General features: G+C 69.3%; 23 protein-coding genes. 16 read left to right on the forward strand and 7 right to left on the reverse strand.

All coding sequences use genetic code 11. The features are described 5' to 3' along the window. Positions 1–225: 225 nt before the first annotated feature. Positions 226–1491, reverse strand: coding sequence for a URC4/urg3 family protein (locus tag ACT53U_RS09650; protein ID WP_476154520.1), 1266 nt, complete (start codon positions 1489–1491; stop codon positions 226–228). A gap of 69 nt (positions 1492–1560) precedes the next feature. Beyond that, positions 1561–2820 carry a GTP cyclohydrolase II gene (locus ACT53U_RS09655; protein ID WP_476154522.1) on the reverse strand — a complete coding sequence of 420 codons (1260 nt, stop codon included), beginning with the start codon at positions 2818–2820 and terminating at the stop codon, positions 1561–1563. Between the two features lie 199 nt (positions 2821–3019). Here ACT53U_RS09655 and upp point away from each other — a divergent pair, with 199 nt between their 5' ends. The 4 genes from upp to ACT53U_RS09675 all read left to right on the forward strand — a co-directional run bounded on the left by upp (position 3020) and on the right by ACT53U_RS09675 (position 6357). Beyond that, complete coding sequence (gene upp / locus ACT53U_RS09660; RefSeq protein ID WP_476154524.1) at positions 3020–3655, forward strand: uracil phosphoribosyltransferase; 636 nt, start codon at positions 3020–3022, stop codon at positions 3653–3655. A 40-nt stretch (positions 3656–3695) separates the two neighbouring features. Continuing rightward, a complete protein-coding gene (locus tag ACT53U_RS09665) occupies positions 3696–4613 on the forward strand; it encodes a PfkB family carbohydrate kinase (RefSeq protein ID WP_476154526.1) in 918 nt (305 codons plus the stop codon). 71 nt (positions 4614–4684) lie between these two features. Continuing rightward, on the forward strand, positions 4685–5248 hold the full coding sequence (locus ACT53U_RS09670) for a retropepsin-like aspartic protease family protein (RefSeq protein ID WP_476154528.1): 564 nt from the start codon (positions 4685–4687) through the stop codon (positions 5246–5248). Between the two features lie 131 nt (positions 5249–5379). After that, a complete protein-coding gene (locus tag ACT53U_RS09675; RefSeq protein WP_476154530.1) occupies positions 5380–6357 on the forward strand; it encodes a phosphate/phosphite/phosphonate ABC transporter substrate-binding protein in 978 nt (325 codons plus the stop codon). Positions 6358–6376: 19 nt separating this feature from the next. Here the strand turns inward: ACT53U_RS09675 and ACT53U_RS09680 are convergent, their stop codons facing one another. The 4 genes from ACT53U_RS09680 to ACT53U_RS09695 all read right to left on the reverse strand — a co-directional run bounded on the left by ACT53U_RS09680 (position 6377) and on the right by ACT53U_RS09695 (position 9684). Continuing rightward, positions 6377–7795, reverse strand: coding sequence for a bifunctional enoyl-CoA hydratase/phosphate acetyltransferase (locus ACT53U_RS09680; protein WP_476154532.1), 1419 nt, complete (start codon positions 7793–7795; stop codon positions 6377–6379). 127 nt (positions 7796–7922) lie between these two features. Further along, positions 7923–8501, reverse strand: a complete 579-nt coding sequence (locus tag ACT53U_RS09685; RefSeq protein ID WP_476155050.1) for a TadE/TadG family type IV pilus assembly protein — start codon at positions 8499–8501, stop codon at positions 7923–7925. Between the two features lie 2 nt (positions 8502–8503). Then, the gene (locus ACT53U_RS09690; protein ID WP_476154534.1) at positions 8504–9097 is read right to left on the reverse strand and encodes a TadE/TadG family type IV pilus assembly protein; all 594 of its coding nucleotides are present in this window, start codon (positions 9095–9097) and stop codon (positions 8504–8506) included. Between the two features lie 119 nt (positions 9098–9216). Then, positions 9217–9684 (reverse strand): pilus assembly protein N-terminal domain-containing protein, encoded by a 468-nt coding sequence (locus ACT53U_RS09695; RefSeq protein ID WP_476154535.1) that lies wholly within the window; start codon positions 9682–9684, stop codon positions 9217–9219. Positions 9685–9986: 302 nt separating this feature from the next. On the opposite strand from ACT53U_RS09695, the gene ACT53U_RS09700 reads away from it, so the two are divergent. The 11 genes from ACT53U_RS09700 (at position 9987) to ACT53U_RS09750 (ending at position 19657) form a co-directional block, all read left to right on the forward strand. Further along, entirely contained in the window at positions 9987–10160 is a 174-nt protein-coding gene (locus ACT53U_RS09700) for a Flp family type IVb pilin (protein WP_476154537.1), read from the forward strand. A 145-nt stretch (positions 10161–10305) separates the two neighbouring features. Beyond that, positions 10306–10479, forward strand: coding sequence for a Flp family type IVb pilin (locus ACT53U_RS09705; RefSeq protein ID WP_476154539.1), 174 nt, complete (start codon positions 10306–10308; stop codon positions 10477–10479). A gap of 175 nt (positions 10480–10654) precedes the next feature. Then, positions 10655–11167: an A24 family peptidase gene (locus ACT53U_RS09710; protein ID WP_476154541.1), complete on the forward strand. Its 513-nt coding sequence runs from the start codon at positions 10655–10657 to the stop codon at positions 11165–11167. Between the two features lie 158 nt (positions 11168–11325). Next, positions 11326–12132 (forward strand): Flp pilus assembly protein CpaB, encoded by an 807-nt coding sequence (cpaB, locus tag ACT53U_RS09715; RefSeq protein ID WP_476154542.1) that lies wholly within the window; start codon positions 11326–11328, stop codon positions 12130–12132. A 53-nt stretch (positions 12133–12185) separates the two neighbouring features. Then, complete coding sequence (locus ACT53U_RS09720) at positions 12186–13670, forward strand: type II and III secretion system protein family protein (RefSeq protein WP_476154544.1); 1485 nt, start codon at positions 12186–12188, stop codon at positions 13668–13670. An 11-nt stretch (positions 13671–13681) separates the two neighbouring features. Further along, entirely contained in the window at positions 13682–14419 is a 738-nt protein-coding gene (locus ACT53U_RS09725; protein ID WP_476154546.1) for a CpaD family pilus assembly protein, read from the forward strand. Then, a complete protein-coding gene (locus ACT53U_RS09730) occupies positions 14416–15672 on the forward strand; it encodes a CpaE/TadZ family protein (RefSeq protein ID WP_476154548.1) in 1257 nt (418 codons plus the stop codon). The genes ACT53U_RS09725 and ACT53U_RS09730 overlap by 4 nt, the downstream gene beginning before the upstream one ends. A 23-nt stretch (positions 15673–15695) precedes the next feature. Further along, the gene (locus ACT53U_RS09735; RefSeq protein ID WP_476154550.1) at positions 15696–17159 is read left to right on the forward strand and encodes a CpaF family protein; all 1464 of its coding nucleotides are present in this window, start codon (positions 15696–15698) and stop codon (positions 17157–17159) included. Between the two features lie 23 nt (positions 17160–17182). Further along, entirely contained in the window at positions 17183–18178 is a 996-nt protein-coding gene (locus tag ACT53U_RS09740) for a type II secretion system F family protein (RefSeq protein ID WP_476154552.1), read from the forward strand. Positions 18179–18187: 9 nt separating this feature from the next. Next, positions 18188–19156 carry a type II secretion system F family protein gene (locus ACT53U_RS09745; RefSeq protein ID WP_476154554.1) on the forward strand — a complete coding sequence of 323 codons (969 nt, stop codon included), beginning with the start codon at positions 18188–18190 and terminating at the stop codon, positions 19154–19156. A gap of 147 nt (positions 19157–19303) precedes the next feature. Beyond that, on the forward strand, positions 19304–19657 hold the full coding sequence (locus ACT53U_RS09750) for a carboxymuconolactone decarboxylase family protein (protein WP_476134845.1): 354 nt from the start codon (positions 19304–19306) through the stop codon (positions 19655–19657). Between the two features lie 73 nt (positions 19658–19730). On the opposite strand, the gene ACT53U_RS09755 is transcribed toward ACT53U_RS09750, so the two are convergent. Then, the gene (locus ACT53U_RS09755) at positions 19731–20555 is read right to left on the reverse strand and encodes a tetratricopeptide repeat protein (protein ID WP_476154556.1); all 825 of its coding nucleotides are present in this window, start codon (positions 20553–20555) and stop codon (positions 19731–19733) included. A 197-nt stretch (positions 20556–20752) separates the two neighbouring features. On the opposite strand from ACT53U_RS09755, the gene ACT53U_RS09760 reads away from it, so the two are divergent. After that, positions 20753–22159 (forward strand): leucyl aminopeptidase family protein, encoded by a 1407-nt coding sequence (locus tag ACT53U_RS09760; RefSeq protein ID WP_476154558.1) that lies wholly within the window; start codon positions 20753–20755, stop codon positions 22157–22159. Positions 22160–22274: the final 115 nt, after the last annotated feature.

Consider the following 22274-nt stretch of genomic DNA (forward strand, 5'->3'; position numbering starts at 1 on the left):
CCTTTTGTCCCTGTTCGGCTTCACCCTGAGGTGCCCGGCTGAAAGCCGGGCCTCGAAGGGCGAAGCCACGACGGGCCGTGCCACTCGGCCCTTCGCCCTTCGAGGCCGACTACGTCGGGCACCTCAGGATGAAGGGCCTTCACGACAGGCCGAAAGGGCCAGAACGTCATCCGTTCGGTATGAGGCGAGAGCGGCGGGCAAAAACGCCCTGCACATCTCTCGTCCTCAGAACACCGTGCCGTCGGAGACGATGGTCAGTGGCGGCGATCCGTCGGGGCGGCGGTCGCGGGCGAGCCTGCGGCCGGCGAGCCAGGTGCCGCCTTCCAGCACGCAGGCGAGCGGGAAGTTCAGCGCGTTGCGGCCGAGGTTCTGGCGGATGATCGCCGCCAGCCGGTCGACGACGGCGATGGTCAGCGCCCGCCATTCCACCACCAGCTCGTCCTCGACCGAATGCGAGCGCTTGGCCGCGGCCGGATCGCGCAGCACCAGGATGCCGCCGTCGATCAGCAGACCGCCGTTGCGGTATTCGGCCAGCCCGGTCAGGCCGTCGAGCCGCGTCACCTCGAAACCGGCCCAGGAGAGCGGCTCGATCAGCGAATAGGTCAGCCACTGCGACAGCTTGTGGATCGGCATCAGGTGACGGGTGGCGTCCGAGGTCTCGAGCTTGTGGTGGATCCAGGTGTCGCCGAGCGGCACCCCGGCGAGCGACCAGCGACCCGGCCAGATCGGTCCGAGCGCGTCGAGCAGGGTCTCGAGCACCGCCGGTGCCGGCACCCGGCCGTCGGGGAAGCGTTGGGCGAGATGGTCGACGAGCCCGCCGGGCCGCGCGCCATCGGCGGTGCCGAAGACGTCTGCGCGATGGGCGATCTGCTGACCCAGCCGATTGATCAGGCCGAGCCGCCCCTCGAGCCCGACCAGCGGGTTCGAATGCGACACCTGCAACCCGTCGGCCAGTTCCTCGAGCGTCAGGCCGGCGAGCGCACGGGCATCGGCGCGCAGCGGGTCGAAGGGCTCGGTCGAGAAGATGCCGGAGGCGAACATGGAGAGCGAGGCGACCGCCAGACCCTCGGTGCGGGCAAAGGTCTCGCCGGTCACCGCCTCGGCATAGGACCAGCGCGGCCCGGCGCCGGCGTCGAGCAACACCGAGACCACGGCGAGGTCGACCGAGGCGCGGGCGAACTCGCGCGCGTCCATCCACTCGCGGCCGGCGGCGAGCGAGCCCCAGCGGTCGATGCCGCCGACCTCGAAGTTGCGCCAGCGCGAATGCGGCGGCACCTCGAGGGTCGGATGCTCCGAGCGGATCAGCCGCGTCACCCATTCGGCGACGGGATCGAGGCGGGCGAGGTCGACGCGGAAATGGTCGAGCCGCTCCATCAGCGCCAGATCGAACAGGTGGTTGGCGCGCTCGCGCACCGCGTCGGCGGAGAGCAGGCGTCGCGCCGCGGCGACGTCTTCCGGCGATGGCGGGGGCGCGGCGGCATCGGTCGTCATGCGGGCAGCGTCTCCGTCTGGGGGACGAACCGGTCGGACGACCGATTCGCAACGAGCGTGGCCCGATTTTCAGTAATGGTCGAGCCCTCGGCCCACCGTCTTGTCGAGATCTTCACCGCTGGGTGCACCTTCCGGGGCGTAATACCCGGCGGCCTTCTTCGCTTCCATCTCGACGCGGGCGTCCGCCGGGATCAGATCGTCGGGGATCGCCACCCGTTCGCCGATCTCGATGCCCGAGCCGGTCACCGCGTCGTACTTCATGTCCGACATGGAGACGAAGCGGTCGATGCGGGTGATGCCGAGCCAGTGCAGCACGTCGGGCATCAACTGCTGGAAGCGGGCGTCCTGGACACCGGCGACGCATTCGGTGCGCTCGAAATAGGTCGCGGCGCGGTCGCCGCCCTCCTGGCGCTTGCGGGCGTTGTAGACGAGGAACTTCGTCACCTCGCCGAGCGCGCGGCCCTCCTTGCGATTGTAGACGATCAGCCCGACGCCGCCGGCCTGGGCCTCCTTCACGCATTCCTCGATGCCGTGCACCAGATAGGGCCGGCAGGTGCAGATGTCCGAGCCGAAGACGTCGGAGCCGTTGCATTCGTCGTGGACGCGGCAGGTGAGCCGCTTCGACCGATCCGACAGCCCGGCCGGATCGCCGAAGACATAGGCGGTCTGACCGCCGATCGGCGGCAGGAAGACCTCGAGATCGGAGCGGGTGACGAGTTCGGGATAGATGCCGCCGGTCTGTTCGAACAGTACCCGGCGCAGGATGTCCTCCTTGACGCCGAAACGCTCGGCGATGCCGGGCAGCCACCACACCGGATCGATGGCGATCTTGGTGACGGCGATGTCGCCCTGCGGCCGGACGATGTCGCCGTCGACGCGGATGCGGCCCTTCTCGAACTCCGGCGTCAGTTCCGGCAGCGTCAGCCGCGCCTTGGTGACGGCGATGGTCGGGCGGATGTCGACGCCGTCGGCGATCTCCGCGGCGAAGATCTTCTGCACCTCGTGACCGAAGGGATCGAGCGAGACGATCTCGCTCGGCCGCGACCACGAGGGATACGGCCCGATGTCGATCGGCGGCGTGGTGTTGGTGAGGTCCGGACGCTGCAACGGGTCGAGCGCGCCGGAGGCCACCGCCAGCGCGCGATAGACCGCATAGGAGCCGCCGTGGGTGCCGATGGCGTTGCGATGCGAGGTCCGCGTCACCGTCGCCACCACGGGACCGCGCTCGCGCGGGTCGGCAGCGCCCCAGTTCAGCGGGAAACGCTGGGGCCGCGAGGCACCGGGGTGGGAAGTCAGACGGATGTGGCCGGGCTTTTCGGGTGTCGTCACGGGCAGGCCTCCGAGGTCGACGCATGCGTCGCCGGAAAGGACCAGACTGTCAGATAATTCGGGCAGTGCAAACCGGTCTCGCGGTCACCGCGGGGCTCCGGCGCCGATCGGCGGTGGAGGGCGGCCCCGCGGGCCTTGCGGGCGGCGCGGACCGGGCTAAGGTGCGGGAAAGAGACGAGATCCGCGAAGGAGTACGGTGATGGCGTTCGAAGGAGTGACGGTGGTCGACCATCCGCTGGTCGCGCACAAGCTGACGATCATGCGCAAGAAGGAGACCTCGACGAAGGGCTTCCGGACGCTCTTGAAGGAGATTTCGCTGCTGCTCGCCTACGAGGCGACGCGTGATCTCGAGCTGACCACGGTCGAGATCGAGACGCCGCTGCAGCCGATGCACGCCCCGACGCTCGCCGGCAAGAAGCTGGTCTTCGCGCCGATCCTGCGTGCCGGCATGGGCCTGCTCGAAGGCATGCTGGAGCTCGTGCCCTCCGCCCGCGTCGCCCACGTCGGCCTCTACCGCGACCCCAAGACGCTGACGGCGATCGAATATTACTTCAAGGCGCCGGAAGATCTCGCCGACCGTCTGGTCATCGTGCTCGACCCGATGCTGGCGACCGCCAACTCCGCCTCCGCCGCGATCGAGCGGCTGAAGGAGGCGGGCGCCAGGAACCTGCGCTTCGTCTGCCTGCTGGCCGCCCCCGAGGGCGTCGCCAAGCTGCGCGGCGAGCACCCGGACGTGCCGATCACCACCGCGGCGATCGACGAGCGGCTGAACGACCACGGCTACATCGTCCCCGGCCTCGGCGACGCCGGCGACCGGATCTACGGCACCAAGTGAGCCCACGAGGGCGGATGGGCGAACCGGGGAGGCGTCGGGCTTGATCGTCGTCTTCGGCACGCTCAACGTCGATCTCGTGGTGGCGGTCGCCCGCCTGCCCGCCCCCGGCGAGGGGGCGAAGGGCGGCGATCACCAACTCTTCTCCGGCGGCAAGGGCGCCAACCAGGCGCTCGCCGCGGCGCGGGCCGGCGGTCGGGTGGCGCTGGTCGGCGCCGTCGGCCGCGACGCCTTCGCCGCCACCGCGCTCGCCGGTCTCGCGGAAGCCGGCGTCGACGTCTCCGGCGTCGCCCGTTCCGACCGGCCGACCGGGCTCCAGACCATCGCCGTCGACGGTCGCGGCGAGAACCTGATGATCGGCTCGATCGGCGCCAACGGCGACGCCTCGCCGTCCGCTCTTCTCCGTCGTCTCGGTCGCGACACGACGCTGGTCGTGCAGAATTCGCTCGGGGTCCGCGTGACCGAGGCGGCGCTCGCCGGCGCGCGGATGGCGGGATCGCGCATCGTCTTCAACGCCGCCCCCGTGCTGCCGCTCGCCGAGGCGAGCTTCGCCGCCGCCGACGTGGTGATCGTCAACGCGCCGGAAGCGGCCGAGACCGCGCGGCTCTTCGGCCTGCCCGAGGCGCCGGCCGACTTCGCCCGCGCCGCCGCAGTGCGGTTCCTCGCCACCGTGGTGGTGACGCTCGGCGGGCGGGGTCTCGTCGCCGCGACGCCGGAGGGAACCCTCTTCGAAGGGGCGCCGCCGCCGCTCGCCATCGTCGACACCACCGGGGCCGGCGACGCGCTGATCGGTGCGCTGGCGGCGGGTTTCGACCGCGGTGCCGCGATCGAGACGGTGCTCGCCGAAGGCCTCGCCGCGGGTGCGCTCGCCTGCCGGGCGGCGGGAGCACGATCGAGTCTCGGCGACCGCAGCGAGATCGAGCGGCTGGCGAAGTCGATCACGATCCGGTGCATCGGTTGAAGGCGACCCGGCCGGTTCAGGGCCTGTTAGGAGAATCGACCGAGAATGGCGACCTCGAAGGATGAGGTCGCATGCTGCGCAGGGTTCTCCGTTTCGCGCTGTTCGGCTCGCTCGCGGTGCTGATGTCGCCGATCTACGTGCCGAAGCTGCTCCATTTCGTCGCCTTCGTCACCGATCGTCCGGTGGCGGTCGACACGCGCGCGACCGGCTATCGCGTCGAGGAAGGCGCCGCGCCGATGAAGGCGATGCGCTCGGGCAACGGTCGGCGGGTGACGATCGAGGCCGACGGCCGCGGTCATTTCCAGGCGGATGCGACGATCAACGGACGTTCCGTCCCCGTCCTCATCGACACCGGCGCGACCTCGGTCGCCCTCAGGCAGGAAGACGTGAGCCGCCTCGGCCTCCGTCAGCCGATGCCGTCGGACTACACCGTGCCGATCGCCACCGCCAACGGCCAGGCCAAGGCCGCCCGCGTCGTGCTCGACGAGATCCGGATCGGTGGCGTGCGCGTGCGCAAGGTCGAGGCGCTGGTGATGCCGGAACGGGCGCTCGGCACCAATCTCCTCGGCATGAGCTTCATACGGCGCCTCTCCAACGTCGAGATGGCCGACGGTCGCCTGACCTTCGTGGAGTGACCTTCGTGGAGTGACCTCCGTGGCGTGACGGACGCGGCGTGACGGGGCGGGGCTTGCGTCGCGCCTCCCCCAACGTCATCCTCCAGCCGAATCGGGCGGTCCGGGCCGCTCCTCGTTCGAGACGATCCGCCATGCGACGCGCCTCCGCCTCGATGCTGCTCCTCGCGGCGCTCGCCCTGGCCACCACAGCCGCGGCGCAGCTGGTCGAGGTCGGCAAGGCCCCCAAGTCCGACAAGTCGGCGAAGTCGCGCGAGCTGCGCCTCGGCATCGTCGCCCCCGCCCGCCGCGAGGCGGCACTGGCGCAGGTCGAGCCGTTCCGCGCCCATCTCGCCGGCTCGCTCGACATCTCCGTCACGGTCCAGACCTTCGACGACGAGACCGCCCTCGTCGGCGCGCTCGTCGCCGGGCGGATCGACTATGCGCCCCTGTCGGCGCTCGGCTTCGCGGTGGCGAGCCGCCGCTGCGACTGCGTCGAGCCGCTCGCCGCCCCGCGCGCCGCCGATCGCGCCCCCGGCTGGCATGCCGTGGTGCTGGGCAGACCCGGGGCGGCGCCCGCCAAGGTCGGCGATCTCGCCGGTCTCCGGCTGGCCGTCACGGAAGGCGAGGCGATCGGCACGCGGCGGCTGCCGCTGATGCTGCTTTCCCGCCTCGGGCTCACCGGCGACAAGGCACCGGTTCTGGTCGAGACCGCCGGCCCGAGGGAGGCGATGGTGGCCTTGATGGAGGGCCGCGCCGATGCCGCGGTCGTCTGGTCGAGCCTCGACGGCGATCCGCAGGCAGGCTGGAGCCGCGGTACCCCGGCCGAACTGGTCGCAGCCGGTCTGGTCAAACCGTCGGACTACCGCGTGGTCTGGGCGTCGCCGACGCTACCGCCCGGCCCTCACACGGTGCGGGCGGCGCTCGACGAGGCGACCAAGCGGCGGCTGCGCGAGTTGCTGATCCAGCTCGACACCGATCCCGAACTCTACGAGGCGATCGAGCGGGAGAACGCCGGCGGCTTCGTCCGCGTCGGCGTCCCCGCCTATCGCCCCTTCATCGACCTGCTGGCGCCCGACGAAACCGGACCCGACAAGCCGTCGACGACCGGCACGGCACCGGGACGGGGGTGACCTCGTCCGCCGATCGGCCTCACGGCTCGCTCGCCGGCGCCATCGGGGCGACGACGCTCTCGCCGGTCTCGAGGAAGCGGGCGTGGAGGACGGCGAGCGCCGCCGAGACGAGGCGGGCGCGGCGGTCGTCGGCGCGGCTCGTCACCGTCACCGGCACGCGGGCACCGACCACCAGACCCGAGGTCTCGGCCGAGGCGAGGAACACCAGTTCCTTGGCCAGCATGTTGCCGCTCTCGAGATTGGGGGCGATCAGCACGTCGGCATGGCCCGCGACCAGCGAGACGATGCCCTTGGTGGCGGCGGCGCCGGCGTCGATGGCGTTGTCCATGGCGAGCGGCCCGTCGACGATGCCGCCGCGGATCTGGCCGCGCTCCGCCATCTTGGAGAGCACCGCCGCGTCGATCGTCGAGGGGATCGCCGGATTGACTGTCTCGACAGCCGAGAGCACGCCGACCTTGGGCAGGACGATGCCGATGGCACGGGCGAGGTCGATGGCGTTCTGGACGATGTGGACCTTGGCCTCGAGATCGGGGGCGATGTTGATCGCCGCGTCCGAGATCAGCAGCGGCGTCGACCGGCCCGGCAGATCGAGCACGAAGACGTGGGAGAGGCGCCGCGCCGTCCGGAGCCCGCCGTCGCGTTTGACGACGTGATGCAGCAGCGCGTCGGTGTGGAGATGCCCCTTCATCACCGAGCGGACGCGGCCCTCGTGGACGAGGGCGACGGCGCGGGCGGCGGCGCGGTCGTCGTCCTCGGCCAGCTCGATGGCGATGCCGGAGACGTCGAAGCCGTGGCGGGCGGCACAGGCCTCGATACGGGCGCGGGAGCCGACGAAGACGGGATCGATCAGCCCGGCCGCGGCGGCCTCGAGCGCACCGCCGAGCGAGGCCTCGTCGTCCGGCCGGACCACCGCGGTCGACAGCGGCGGCAGGGTGCGCGCAGCCGACAGCAGCCGATCGAAGGCGACGTGGCGCTCGACCATCACCTCGGGGATGTCGATGTGCGGCAAGACGATGCGGGCGACCGGTGCCGCCACGACGCCGTGACCGTCGAGCACCGCCTCGCCGTTGGCCTTGGCCGCCTTGAAGGCGAGCGCCACGGTGCCGTCGGGACAGTTCGCGGTGACGGTGACGGCAGCGGTGATCTCGTCGCCGGGGGCCACGGGGGCGAGGAAGGTGATGGTGACGGAGCGCCAGACCGATCCGGGGCCGGGCATGCGGTTGCCGACCGCCGCCGAGAGGATCGAGGCGATCAGGAAGGCGGGGATCGTCGAGGCCGCCGCGTGACCGTCGGCACCGGGAACGTCGGCGGGCAGCGTCAGGGGATTGTGATGGCCGGAGAGGCGGGAGAAGAGGAAGAGATCGTCGGCGCGGATGCGCCGGGTGACGGCCGCTCCCGCACCGGTGGCGATCTCGTCGCGGAGCTTGTTCTCGATCATGGCTCTCCCCCTTCGACCGGACCGGCGGGTGCTCGCCGTCTCGGCTCGGCGCGCGGCGCGTCGTCGGTGTTCTTCCGTCGCGGTTCCCGCGTCTGCAGGCCCGTGAGAGCGGCACGGGCGACCCGGATCAGGTGCAGTCCTGATTGTTGTAGACGATGGTCGTCGATAGGCGCGGGCGGAAGTAGGAGATGTCCTCGAGCGTGATCGCGCCCGTGCCCCAGATGTCCTTCATCACCGAGGAGAACACCGAGGTGTAGGAATAGCGCACGCGAGTGACGATCAATTCCTCGCCGTCGGCGATCATGCCGGCCGGGATGGTGATCGGCGGCGCCGAACCGGCCGTCCAGGCGGTGTCGTTCTGTGCCGCGCTCCAGCACACCTTGTTGCCCGTCGAAGTCTTGTACTTCACCGCCGAGATGATCATCTTGGTTCCGCTCGACGGCCACGGTGTCATCACCGAGGAGGCCGCAGCCATGACGTCCGTCATCTCGGAGGAAGAGATGGTGCTCACCTGGGCGACGAGGTCGCCGAGCGTCGAGGACGTGTGACCGACCTTGCGGAAGATCGACAGCGCGATCGAGATCTCGTTGCCGCCGATGAAGATCGTCACCATCAGCGGCAGCAGCAGCGCGAATTCGACTGCGGCGGCGGCGCGCGTGTCGCCGAAGAGCGAGCGGCGGCGGCGAGAGCGGGGCGGGCGCGGCATCTTCAGCACGATCCGCCTCCGGGGAAGGGTTCGTTGCGGAAGGCCGAGACGCCGACCATCATGATCTTGCCGCCCGGAGCGCTGGTCGCGTCCCACAGCAGCGACTTGAAGAAGACCGGATAGGGATAGAAGACGCGGACCACGACGATGCAGGAGCCGTTGCCGGTCTGATAGCTCGTCACCTTGGTCGGATCGAAGTTGCCGTTCGTGTCGTTGTAGGCCGCCGTCGACGACAGATCGCCGATCGTGGCGAAGTTGGCGTATGTCTTGGATTCGACCGCCAGTTTGCTGCAGTCGAAGAGAACGTAGAGCCGGCTGCAGACCTGATTGGCGAAGGCACTGGCCGACGGCACCGACGTCGAGGCCTGGCCGGTGCGGATCAGGCGCGCCGCGTCGTTGGTGGCGGTGTCGAGCAGCTGACCGGCGAGAAACATGATCGCCAGTTCGAAGATGGCGCAGAGCAGGAAGACGAAGGGCGCCGCGATCATCGCGAATTCGACGGCGGCGGCACCGTTCTCGGCGCGGACGAAGCGGTGGACGACGGCGCCGCGCCGGCGCGTCCGCACGTCGTTCGACCCCTGCCGGCGATCGCTCATGTCGCTTTCCTCGTTCCGATCGTCGCGAAACGACGAGGCTCGCCTCGCTTCGAGGTCGAACCTGCGCGCGAAAGATTGAACATTCGGTTCCCTCGGTGGTCGGACGCGGCCCTTCCGCCTCACTGCGGCGGTGTCACCGCGCCGGCGACGAAGCCGTTGCGGCCGGAGAGCTGACCCTGCGCCTGCGAGAAGAACTCGGGGGCGTCGCCGGGCTCGAGCGCCACGTTGCAGTTGGGCGTGCAGGAATAGGTCGAACGCTGGACGCCCCGCTGCACCGTCACCATGCCGCGATCGGGCTTCTCGACGGCGATCAACTCGTCGGCGATCAGTTCGCCCTTGGCGTCGAGGATGACGAGATTGGTGACGCCGGTGATCTTGCCGGTGATCACCAGGGTCTGGCGATCCTGGATCGAGGCGTCGGCGATGGCCGGGTTGCCGATGACGATCGTGGCGGCGGGCGCGGAGATGCGCATGACCTTGGCGCGATCGATCATCACCGCGATCGGGTCCTTGGCCGCCGACGGGGCCGAGGCGCCGAACGACGCGGCGGCCGCGACGAGGGCGGCGAGAAGAGCGGGATGGCGCACGGCACGTACCTCTGTCTCGATGGCGGCGCGCCCGCGTCGCACGCGCGAGGCGGGCGGGGCACGCGTTCAGTCGACGAGATACTGAAGCGTTTTGGTGAACGATCGCTTAAGCCGCGTTTCGGCACAGCGGTGTAACCGTTCGCTCACCATATCGGCATTCCCCCTACGGAACCTTTCGCTAACCATCTCGATTTACCCCAATTTAGGTCGCGACCCGTAGTGTCGGTATCAGACTTCGAACGGCCAACGTGTCGGTCGATGTGATGCGAAGTCAAAACCGTGTGCGTACGAGGAGCCTATCGATGACCATCTTCAATCGTTTCCTTCAGGACGAGTCCGGCGCGACCGCGATCGAATACGGCCTGATCGCTTCGCTGATCGCTCTGGCGATCATCGCCGGCGCCACCGCCGTCGGCACGCAGATCAACGCCGCGTTCAACAAGATCGCGACGCAGGTCGGCACCAACGCCGGCTGATCCCGCCGCGCAAGGACCGGCGCGAAACCGACCGCGGGCGGGCCTCGGCCTGCCCGCCGGACATCGGCCGTTCCGCCGGCCGCTTCGGGCGGGAGGACGCCCGGGCGTCGACGATCGACGTCGACGCGTATCTCAGGAGCACTCGATGACCAAGCTTGTTCGCCTTCTTCAGGACGAGTCCGGCGCGACCGCGATCGAATACGGCCTGATCGCTTCGCTGATCGCTCTGGCGATCATCGCCGGCGCCACCGCCGTCGGCACGCAGATCAACGCCGCGTTCAACAAGATCGCGACGGAAGTCGGCACCAACGCCGGCTGATCCGGTTGCCGCGGCTTCCGCCGATCGGGCGCCACTGTGTCGCGACGGCGCGTCTTCGTCGGGCGGGAACCACCGGTTCCTGCCCGTCTTCGTTCGTGCCGAGGCCGTTCACCTTCCCTCAACGTCCCTCCTGGATGATGGCCGCGCGTCGTGAGGCGCCTCGGGAGACCGTCGCATGATCCATGCCCTGACCATCGTCGTCGTCGCGTCGTTTCCGCTCCTGACGATCTTCGGGGCGTCGACCGACTTCCTGTCGATGACCATCCCCAATCGCGTCACCGTCGGGCTCTTCGCCGCCGGGGCGCTGGCCCTGGCGCTGACGGCGCCGGGGTGGGCGATGGCGGGGTTCCATCTGGCGGCGGCGGGAACCGTATTCGCCGTCGGCTTCGCGCTCTTCGCGCTCGGCTGGATGGGTGGTGGCGACGTCAAGTTCGCCAGCGCGATCGCGCTGTGGCTCGGTTGGGGCCATCTCGTCGACTTCGTGCTGACCTTCTCGATCTACGGCGGCATCCTGACCCTGCTCGTCCTCCTGACCGACCGGGCGCTGGCGCCGCTGCCGATTCTCCGGATCGGTTTCCTCGCCCGCTTCCCCGAGCATCGCCACGTACCCTACGGGCTGGCGCTGGCGGCGGCCGGACTGCAGATCTTCCCCTCGACGTCGTGGATGGCGCTTCTGCCGCTGGTCTGAGGGCGACGCCCGAAGGGCGCGAACCGTAGACGTCATGGACGTTTACCTCCGGTTCACTACACAAAATCACCCGTCGTTAACCATACCTGAACCAATTGCCCCCGAAAGTCCGGGTAGATGGGCGTCGTCGGCGCCCGAACCTGTCCTCGGGTCGTGTCATGAAGGTCTCTCGTCTGGTCGTACTGGTGGTCGCGCTCTTCGCGGGCATCCTGGCGGCGATGATCGCGGTGAAGATGTCGCATCGGCCGGAACCCGTTCCCGTGCCGGTGGCGGCGGCTCCGGCCGTGCCGCAGCTCGAGACGATCGACGTGCTGGTGGCGGCGAACGACATCGGCATGGGCCGGCGCATCGGTGCCGGCGATCTCGTCTGGCAGTCCTTCCCCAAGTCCGGCATCGTCGAGGCCTACGTGACGAAGGCGGCGCGTCCCAACGGGCAGCAGGACTTCGTCGACTGGGCCGCTCGCACCGCCTTCGTCAAGGGCGAGCCGATCCGCGAGCAGCGCCTGATGAAGGCCGACCGCGGCTTCATGTCGGTGATCCTGACGCCCGGCATGCGGGCGACGGCGGTCGAGGTGAAGGCGGTGTCGTCGGCCGGCGGCTTCGTGCTGCCGAACGACCACGTCGACATCCTCCTGACCCGCGCGGCGGCCAAGGCGGCCGGTGGCGATCCCTTCGTGACCGAGACCATCCTGACCAACATCCGCATCCTGGCCGTCGACCAGCAGGTCAACGACAGCAAGGACGCACCCTCCATGCTGGCCCGCGACACCGTGACCCTCGAACTGACCCCGCGCCAGGCCGAGATCGTCGCCCAGTCGCAGCAGCTCGGTACGATCTCGCTGGCGCTGCGCGCCCTGCGTGATCGCGAGGAACCCATCGCCGAGGACGATGCCGGCGGCGGCAGCGGCTCGACGGTGAAAATCGTCCGCTACGGGGTGAGTTCGACCGTTTCCGTCCGCCGCTGAGGCGGGCGCCGTTTCGACCCCGCCCGAGCGGCGGCGCGTATCGAGGTGATCGCATGTTCGCCAGATTGGCCTTCCCACGTCCGACCGTCGCCGCGCTGGCGTTCGCGGCCGCCGTGGCTGCTCTCGTCGCGGTGCCGGCACCCGTCCGCGCCCAGGCGACCCAGCGCATCGTCTCCTCGGAGGAACGGCCGGACCGCGTCGTCCATCTCGCCCTGTCGAAGTCGAAGATCCTCGATTTCGACGAGGAGATCCGCGACATCCTGGTGTCCGATCCGAAGATCGCCGACGCCGTCGTGCGTTCCTCCAGGCGTCTCTATCTGATCGGCAACAAGTTCGGCACCACCAACGTCGTGGTGTTCGGCGCGAACGGCCGGGCGGTCGCCAACCTCGAGATCCAGGTGGAGATCGACACCGGCGCGCTCGAGACGCTGCTGCGCCGCCTGATGCCGAAGAGCAACATCAAGGTCGAGGCGGTGCGCGGCACCGTCGTCCTGTCGGGCACGGTGGCCTCGAGCACCGACGCGATCCAGGCGCACGAGGTGGCCAGCCGCTTCGTCGGCGCCGATCCCAAGCTCGGCGCCACCACCACCGGCTCGACCGGCGCGTCGAGCGGGTCGGACGCCTCCGGCTCGTCGGTCCAGGTCGTCAACGCCCTGACGATCGGCGGCAAGGACCAGGTGATGCTCAAGGTCACCATCGCCGAGGTCCAGCGCGAGGCGGTGAAGAAGCTCGGCATCGACGTCAGCGCCAGCGGCGGACCGTCGCATTGGGCCTCCGCACTCAACCAGACCGCCACGTTCCCGATCACTTCGGGCACCACCCCGAACACGATCGGCGCTACCTACAGCGGCGGCGGCTACACCCTGTCGGCCAACCTCCGGACGCTCGAACAGAACAGCCTGATGAAGACGCTCGCCGAGCCGAATCTCTCGGCGCTGTCGGGCGAGCAGGCCCAGTTCCTGGTCGGCGGCGAATATCCTGTCCCGGTCAGCCAGTCGTCCGGTTCGTCCGGCAGCACGATCGGCGTCGAGTTCAAGACCTACGGCATCGCGCTCAACTTCCAGCCGATCGTGCTGGCGGAGGACCGCATCAACCTGACGGTCAAGACGGAAGTCTCCGAGCTGACCTCCGACGGCGCGGTGACCATCGGTACGCTGACCATCCCGGCGCTCAGGGTGCGTCGCGCCTCGACGACGCTCGAGATCCCGTCGGGCGGCGCGATGGTGCTCGGTGGCCTGATCAAGGACGACGTCCGCCAGGCGCTCACCGGCATGCCGGGACTGATGAACCTGCCGATCCTGGGCACGCTCTTCCGCTCGCGCGACTTCCAGCAGTCGCAGAGCGAACTCGTCATCTTCATCCAGCCGATGGTGGTGCGTCCCGTCGCGGCGAACAAGCTCCAGCGGCCCGACCAGAACTTCCGCCCCGCCGGCGACGCCGCGGCGATGTTCATGGGACGGCTCAACCGCGTCTATCGCGCCAACGGTCAGTCGCCCGGCGGCGGCTGGGCGGGTCGCGTCGGCTACATCTTCGATTGAGGGCAGAGGCCATGGTCCCGTTCGTCCGAAACCATCCCGCCCTGCGCTACGCGGTCCTCGTGACCGGCGCGCTGACGCTCGCCGGCGGCCTCGCCGGCTGCGCCCGCCCGCAGCCCGAGACGACCGGCACGGTCGACGTCGACGGCTACCGCACGCGCCATCCGATCGTCGTCGAAGAGGGCATGGAGACGCTGGACATTCCGGTCGGCATCCATTCCGATCGACTGACGGCGCAGACGGCCAACTCGGTCGAGGGCTTCGGCCGCGAGGCCCGGCGCAAGGGCGCACGCGGCGTCGTCGTGCTGGTCCCGTCGGGCTCGGCCAACGAGGTCGGCGCCAAGCGGCTGTCCGACGACATCGTCCGGGCGCTCGGGCGCGGCGGCGTGCCGGCCCATCTCGTCGAGCGTCGCCCCTATCCCGCCGAGGGTCCCGAGGACGTGGCGCCGATCCGCATCGCCTATCCCCGAATCGTCGCCCGCGTTCCGCACGAATGCGGCGAGTGGCCCGCCCCGGCCACGTCCGACTTCGGCAACGGCGACTACTGGAACTTCGGCTGCGCCACCCAGGCCAACATGGCGGCGATGGTCGACAACCCGACCGACTTCGTCGCGCCGGCTCAGATCGGCGCTCCCGACGCCACGCGGCGGGCCGGCGTCCTGCAGGCCTATCGCAAGGGCGAGAAGACCAAATCGCAGTTCGACCTGCCGTCGCCGAGCGTCGGCCAGGTGAATGGAGGCAGCGGCGGATGACCCTCGGCCACGATACACACGGCGCAAACCCGGACGACGTTCGCCCGGTCCCGCGCATCGCCATCCAGGCCTTCTGCGAGACTGCCGACGTCGCCCAGCTGCTCGAGGCGACGGCGGAGGACCGCCGCATGTCGCGCGCCCATCTGAAGATCCAGATGGGCGGTCTGCCGGCGGCCGTCGAGTTCTACGCATCGGCGCCGACGCCCAATCTGGTGATGGTCGAATCGCGCGGGCGGGCGCAGGACATCCTCACCCAGCTCGACGGTCTCGCCGACGTCTGTGATCCCGGCACCAAGGTCATGGTGGTCGGCCACGTCAACGACGTGGTGCTCTACCGCGATCTCGTCCGCCGCGGCGTCAGCGAATACATCGTCATGCCGCTGACCATGTTCGACGTGGTCCGCGCCATCGGCGAACTCTACGAGCACGCCTCGACGCCGCTCGGTCGCACCGTCGCGGTGATCGGCGCCAAGGGCGGCTCGGGGTCGTCGACGGTCGCCCACAACGTCGCCTGGTCGGTCGGTCGGCAGTTCGCCAACGACGTGATGATCGCCGACTTCGATCTGGCCTGGGGCACGGCGGGGCTCGATTTCAACCAGGACCCGACGCAGGGCATGCTCGAGGCGTTGAACTCGCCCGAGCGTCTCGACGAGGTGTTCCTCGACCGCCTGTTGACCAAGTGCTCGGATCGCCTGTCGATCCTGGCTGCGCCGGCGCTGCTGGACCGCACCTACGACCAGCGCGAGAACGACTACGACACCATCGTCGAAGTCGCCCGCTCGATCGTGCCGCTGGTCGTCCTCGACCTGCCGCACCAGTGGTCGTCGTGGGTCCGGCGCCAGACCTGCGAGGCCGACGACGTCTTCCTCGTCGCCACCCCCGATCTCGCCAGTCTGCGCAACGCCCGCGCCCTGGTCGACGCCCTGAAGGGGGCCCGCCCCAACGACGCGCCGCCGCATCTGGTGCTGAACACCGTCGGCATGCCGAAGCGGCCCGAGATCAAGCCCGAGGAATTCGCCAAGGCGCTGGAACTCGAGACGCACGTCGCCATCCCCTTCGATGCGGTCGCCTTCGGCAACGCCGCCAACAAGGGGTTGATGATCGGCGAACTCGATGCCAAGCACGCCGCCAACGAGGCCTTCACCCGGCTGGCGATGGTGGCGACCGGGCGCAAGGAAATCCGCAAGGGCAAGCGCGGCGCGTTCGACATCGCGCCGCTCCTGGCCAAGCTGGGCGTCGTCAAGGCGTCCTGATCGTTCGAGCGAGGTCGTGAGAGATGTTCGGTCGCCGAGGTTCGGGTGGTACGACGCAAGGGTTCGGACGGGCGGAACCGGCAGTTCCGGCACCCGCCGCGTCTGCTCGCGCGTCCGCGCCGGCGCCGCGCCCCTCCGCGCCCGCCGGCGCCGATCCCAACCTGCCGCTGCCGCCCGGCCGCCAGCAGCAGGAGCGCCAGCGCTCGGAAGAATATTACGACATCAAGTCGTCGATCTTCTCCGCCCTGATCGACACCATCGACCTGTCGCAGCTCGCCCGCCTCGATCCCGAATCGGCGCGTGAGGAGATCTCGGACGTCATCAACGAGATCATCCATCTCAAGAACCTGATGATGTCGATCGCCGAGCAGGAGGAACTGCTCGCCGACATCGTCAACGACGTCCTCGGCTACGGTCCGCTCGAACCTCTGCTCGCCCGCGACGACATCGCCGACATCATGGTCAACGGCGCCGAGAAGACCTACATCGAAGTCAACGGCAAGGTGCAGCTGACCAGCGTCCGCTTCCGCGACAATCAGCAGCTGATGAACGTCTGCCAGCGCATCGTCAGCCAGGTCGGCCGCCGCGTCGACGAGTCCTCGCCGATCTGCGACGCCCGTCTGCCCGACGGCTCCCGCGTCAACGTCATCGCCCCGCCGCTGGCGCTCGACGGGCCGGCGCTCACCATCCGCAAGTTCAAGAAGGACAAGCTGACGCTCGATCAGCTCGTCAACTTCGGCTCGGTGTCGCCGGAAGGCGCACAGGTGCTGCAGGTGATCGGCAAGTCGCGCTGCAACGTCATCGTCTCGGGCGGTACCGGCTCGGGCAAGACGACGCTGCTCAACTGTCTGACCCTCTACATCGAGTCGACCGAGCGCATCATCACCTGCGAAGACGCCGCCGAACTGCAGCTGCAGCAGCCGCACGTCGTGCGCCTGGAGACCCGCCCGCCCAACATCGAGGGCGAGGGCCAGATCACCATGCGCGAACTCATCAAGAACTGCCTGCGCATGCGTCCCGAACGCATCATCGTCGGCGAAGTGCGCGGACCCGAGGCCTTCGACCTGCTGCAGGCGATGAACACCGGCCACGACGGCTCGATGGGCACGCTGCACGCCAACTCGCCGCGCGAGGCGCTCAGCCGCATGGAATCGATGATCACCATGGGCGGCTACGGCCTGCCGGCCAAGACCATCCGCGAGATGATCGCCGGATCGGTCGACATCATCGTCCAGGCGGCACGCCTGCGCGACGGTTCGCGCCGCATCACCCACATCACCGAGGTGATCGGCCTGGAAGGCGACGTCATCACCACCCAGGACCTCTTCGTCTACGAGATCCTCGGCGAGGACGAACTCGGCCGTATCGTCGGCCGACACCGCTCGACCGGCATCGGCCGGCCGAAGATGTGGGAGCGCGCGCGCTACTTCGGCGAAGAGCGGCGTCTGGCCGAGGCGCTCGACCGCGCCGAGGTCCGCGAGGCCTGATCGGCCGGAAAGGAAGGGCGAACGTGTTCGGACTGGACGTCGTGACCCTGGCTCTCGTCGCGCTGGTGACCCTCTCGGTCGGCGGCGTGATCTATGCCGTCTTCTACGAGAAGGTCGTCGACGACGTCGCCGCCAAGCGGCTCGAGCGCATCGTCGAGTTCGGCACCGCCAAGGCCGCCGAGGCGCAGGCGGCGGCCAACCAGCGCTCGAAGCGCTCGGTCCAGTCCGCCCTCAAGGAATTCGAGGACAAGCAGAAGGCCAAGACCGCCGGCACCAAGCCGACGCTGGCGATGCGCCTCGCCCGTGCCGGTCTCGGCTGGGATCGCAAGACCTTCACCCTGGTGTCGATCGGCATCGGCGCTGCGATGGGCTTCGGCCTGCTCTTCCTGTCCGGACAGCTCTTCGTGGCGCTCGGCGGTGCCGTCGTCGGCGGCATCGGCGTGCCGGCCTGGCTGCTCGATCATCTCGCCAAGCGGCGGCAGAAGGCCTTCATCGCCGAGCTGCCGACGGCGATCGACCTGATCGTCCGCGGTATCCGCTCCGGTCTGCCGCTCGGCGACTGCCTGCGGATGGTGGCGACCGAGACCAAGGACCCGGTCCGGGGCGAGTTCCGCACCATCATGGAGGCCCAGCAGATGGGCATCCCGGTGGGCGAGGCCTGCCTCAAGCTCTACGAACGCATCCCGCTGCAGGAGGCCAACTTCTTCGGCATCGTCGTCGCCATCCAGCAGAAGGCGGGCGGCAATCTCTCCGAAGCGCTCGCCAACCTGTCCAACGTCTTGCGTGAACGCAAGAAGATGTCCGAGAAGATCCAGGCCATGTCGATGGAGGCCAAGGCTTCCGCCGCCATCATCGGCTCACTGCCGTTCGTCGTCGGCGGTCTCGTCTTCCTCACCAGCCCGAGCTACATCACCGTTCTCTTCGTCGCGACGAGCGGCAAGCTGATCCTGATCGGTGGGTTGCTCTACATGATGATCGGCATCTTCGTGATGCGTCAGATGATCAACTTCGACTTCTGAGGGCTCGCCATGTCGCTCCTCGAAACCTTCGCCGATCCGCAGACCCTGCTCGCCGGGGCGGTGGCGGCCGGCGTCGTGGTGACGGTGCTGACGGTCGGCTCCTCGATGCTCGAACGCAACGAGATGGCCGGTCGCATGAAGGCGGTGGCCGGCGAGCGCGAACGCCTCCGCGCCCGCGAACGCGCCCGTCTCGGCATCGACCGCGGCAAGACGCTGCGCGTCGAGCCCAAGACCTACATGAAGAACCTCGTCGAGAAGCTGCAGCTGAAGAACGCACTGGCCGACGAGAAGACCGCCGACCGCCTGCGTCAGGCCGGCTTCCGCGGTCAGGCGCCGCTGACGGTGTTCCTGTTCGCGCGTTTCGTGCTGCCCTTCGCGGCCTTCGCCTTCGCGATGTTCTATCTCTTCGTGCTGACGAACTTCGCGACGCCGGGCAACATCAAGTTCATCTACACGCTCGGCGCCGCCGGCCTCGGCCTCTATCTGCCGAATCTCTACGTCCAGAACGCCATCGGCAAGCGGCAGAAGTCGATCCGCCGCGCCTGGCCGGACGCGCTCGACCTGATGCTGATCTGCATCGAGTCCGGCATGTCGGCCGAGGCCTCCTTCCGCCGCGTCGCCGACGAGATCGGCGCGCAGTCGCTGCCGCTCGCCGAGGAGATGTCGCTGACGGCGGCCGAGCTCTCCTACCTCCAGGAGCGGCGAAAGGCCTACGAGAACCTCGCCTCGCGCACCGGGCTCGAGCCGGTCCGCGCCGTCACCACGGCGTTGATCCAGGCGGAGAAATACGGCACGCCGCTCGGTCAGGCGCTGCGCGTCCTGTCGGCGGAGAGCCGCGCCCAGCGCCTCTCGGAAGCCGAGAAGAAGGCGGCGGCGCTGCCGCCCAAGCTCTCGGTGCCGATGATCATCTTCTTCCTGCCCGTGCTCTTCATCGTCATCATCGGCCCCGCCATGATCCAGCTCTTCGGCTGGAAGTGAACCCGCGCCGACGAGCACACGACGCGGGGCACCCGTGCAATATTAGAATTGACGAATATATGGGGTCGCGATACCACCGGCTCTGACGACAACGACGGATCGGGCGGCCGTGCGAAGTGTGCGCCGTCGAGACCGGGAGACCTCACGATGAAAGACTGGCAGAAGATCGCCGCCGACATGACCGTCCTCCTCAAGGAGGTGCGCACCGGGGCGCCGGACGCGATGAAGGGCTTCTCGGCGCTGGCCGCCGGCGCTCTCAAGCCGGGCGTGCTCGACACCAAGACCAAGGAACTGATCGCCATGGCGATCTCCGTCACCGTGCGCTGCGACCCGTGCATCGCCTTCCACGCCAAGGCGGCGCGGGCGGCCGGCGCCAGCCGCGAGGAGATCATGGAGACGGTGGCGACCGCCATCTACATGGGCGCCGGCCCGGCCTACATGTATGCCGCCCAGGCTGTCGAGGCCTTCGACCAGTTCGGCGAGACCCCCGCGGCCGAGTGAGCCGCGTCGAGATCCGCGACGAAACGAAGAGAGGGGCCGAAAGGCCCCTCTCGTGCATTCCGGGTCGCGACGTTCAGCCGGTCTTGCCGGCCTTCTCGATCTGCTTCCAGGTGTTGGGCTGGCTCAGCATCGAACGCAGATAGGCGATGTTGGCGTCCGCCTGTTCCTTCGGCAGCGCCTGGGTGGCGACCGAACGCGCCTCCTCGAAGCGGCCCTGCAGACCGATCACCAGCGCCAGATTCTGGCGCACGCGACCGTCGGCGTTCGGCCGGCCGGCGGCGCGGCGCAGGATGCGTTCGGCCTCCGGCAGTTCGTTCGTCAGTACGAAGGAGAGGCCGTAGTTGTTGAGCACGGTCGGCTCTTCCGGCGCCAGCTGCAGAGCCGCCTCGTAGCGTTCGCGGGCGCCGCGCGGATCACCCATCTGGTCGAGGATGGCGCCCTCGGCCGAGGTCAGGCGCCAGTCGGGGGTGCGCGGCGAGTTGGTCGAGCGCACCACCTTGAGCGCGGTGTCGAAGTCGCCCTTGTCGGCGAGCGCCTTGCCGTAGGCGGACGCCACCGCCGGATCGTCCGGGCGCTGGAGCATGGTCTTCTGCAGCACGTCGACGGCCTGGGCGGCGCGGCCCTCGTTGCGCAGCGCGCGGGCGAAGGCGAGGGCGGTCGAGGGATCGTCGGGGTTCTGCTTGTAGCGGTCCGTCCATTCGGCCGCCGAGCCGATCGGTCCGAGATCCGGCGCGGTGCCGATCGAGCCGGTGGTCGCCGGATCGCCGGACTGCGGCTTGGCACAGGCGCCGAGCGCGAGGGCGGCGCCGAGCACCGCGGCCAGCGTCAGCGCGCGGCCCGCGAGACGACCCTTCGCGAGCAGGGCTCCGTGCGGCGTGATGCCGATGGGGCGATACATGATCCGACCTCCGAACGCGACGCCCCTCGCGCGACGGACGGGGCGACGAGGGTGACGGTCCAGTCATCTCACGTTAACCCTAACGAGGGGTTAAACGGCCGTCGGTGCGGGGCTCCGTCGACGTCGGCGCGCTGGACAGCGGTCCGCGAGCGTGGTGCATTCGCATCTTCCCCCCGAACCGCCGAGGACCCTGCCCCGTGTCGCTCTCCGCCGCCGAATTGCCGATCCTGCCGCACGACGCCTCGCTCGCCGCCCTGCCGATCCATCTCGTCACCCCCGACGGCCTCGCCGCCCGGCTCGATGCGCTCGGCGGGCCGGTTTCCGCCTTCGCCCGCGCCAGCGGCTTCGAGGGCAAGGCCGGGCAGATTCTGGTGCTGCCGGAAGCGAACGGCGCGATCGCCGGTGCCCTGTTCGGCCTCGGTCGCCGCGGCGAGGCGGCGCGCACGCCCTTCCTGCCGGGCAAGGTGGCGAGCCTGCTGCCCGCCGGCGTCTGGGCCTTCTCCGGCCCGATCGAGGACGAGGGTCTGGCGACGCTCGCCTTCGCGCTCGAGGCCTGGCGCTTCGGCCGCTACAAGGCGGCGCCCGACCGCGAGGTGCGGCTGGTCGCCGGCCCCGACGTCGACTTCGCCGCGGTGGCGCGCACGGCGGAGGCCGTCCGCCTCGCCCGCGATCTCGTCACCACCCCGGCCAACGACATGGGGCCGGAAGAGCTCGCCGCGGCGATCCGCGCGGTCTTCGCGCCGGTCGGCGGCAAGGTCTCGGAAGTGATCGGCGACGATCTCCTCGCGGCGAACTTCCCCCTCGTCCATGCCGTCGGCAAGGGCTCGGACCGCGCGCCGCGCCTCGTCGACGCGACCTTCGGCAACCCCTCGCACCCGAAGGTGACGCTGGTCGGCAAGGGCGTCTGCTTCGACACCGGCGGCCTCGACATCAAGCCGGACAGCGCCATGCTGCTGATGAAGAAGGACATGGGCGGGGCGGCCAATGCGCTCGCGCTGGCGAAGATGATCATCGAGGCCGAGCTTCCCGTGCGGCTGCGGCTGATCGTGCCGGCGGTGGAGAACTCCGTTTCCGGCCGCGCCTTCCGCCCCGGCGACGTGGTGCCCTCGCGCAAGGGGCTGACCGTCGAGATCGGCAACACCGACGCCGAGGGCCGCCTCGTGCTCGCCGATGCTCTCGCGCTCGCCGACGAGGAGGCGCCCGACCTGTTGGTCGATCTCGCCACCCTGACCGGCGCGGCGCGGGTGGCGTTGGGGCCGGAACTCCCGCCCTTCTACACCGACGACGAGGGGCTCGCGGCCGACGTCGCGGGGGCGTCCGCTGCGGTCTTCGATCCGCTGTGGCGGATGCCGCTGTGGCCGGGCTATCGGGCCATGCTCGACAGCCGGATCGCCGATACCAACAACGTCACCTCGGGCGGCTTCGCCGGCTCGATCACCGCGGCACTGTTCCTGCAGAAATTCGTCGAGAACACCACCGCCTGGGCGCATTTCGACATCTACGCCTGGACACCCGCTGCCAAACCCGGACGTCCGGAAGGCGGCGAGGCCCAGGCGATCCGCGCCCTCTTCGCGGTGATCGCGGCGCGCTGGCCGAAGGGGTGATACCGGCGGGCATCGAAGATGACCGATGGTTTTCCGCACGCGAATTTCCCATGGCCCTGATGCAAATGGGAAATTCGCGTATCTTCAAAGGCCGGGTGCGTCAGCACTCTCGACC

Source organism: Pinisolibacter sp. DMC19 (assembly GCF_056313985.1).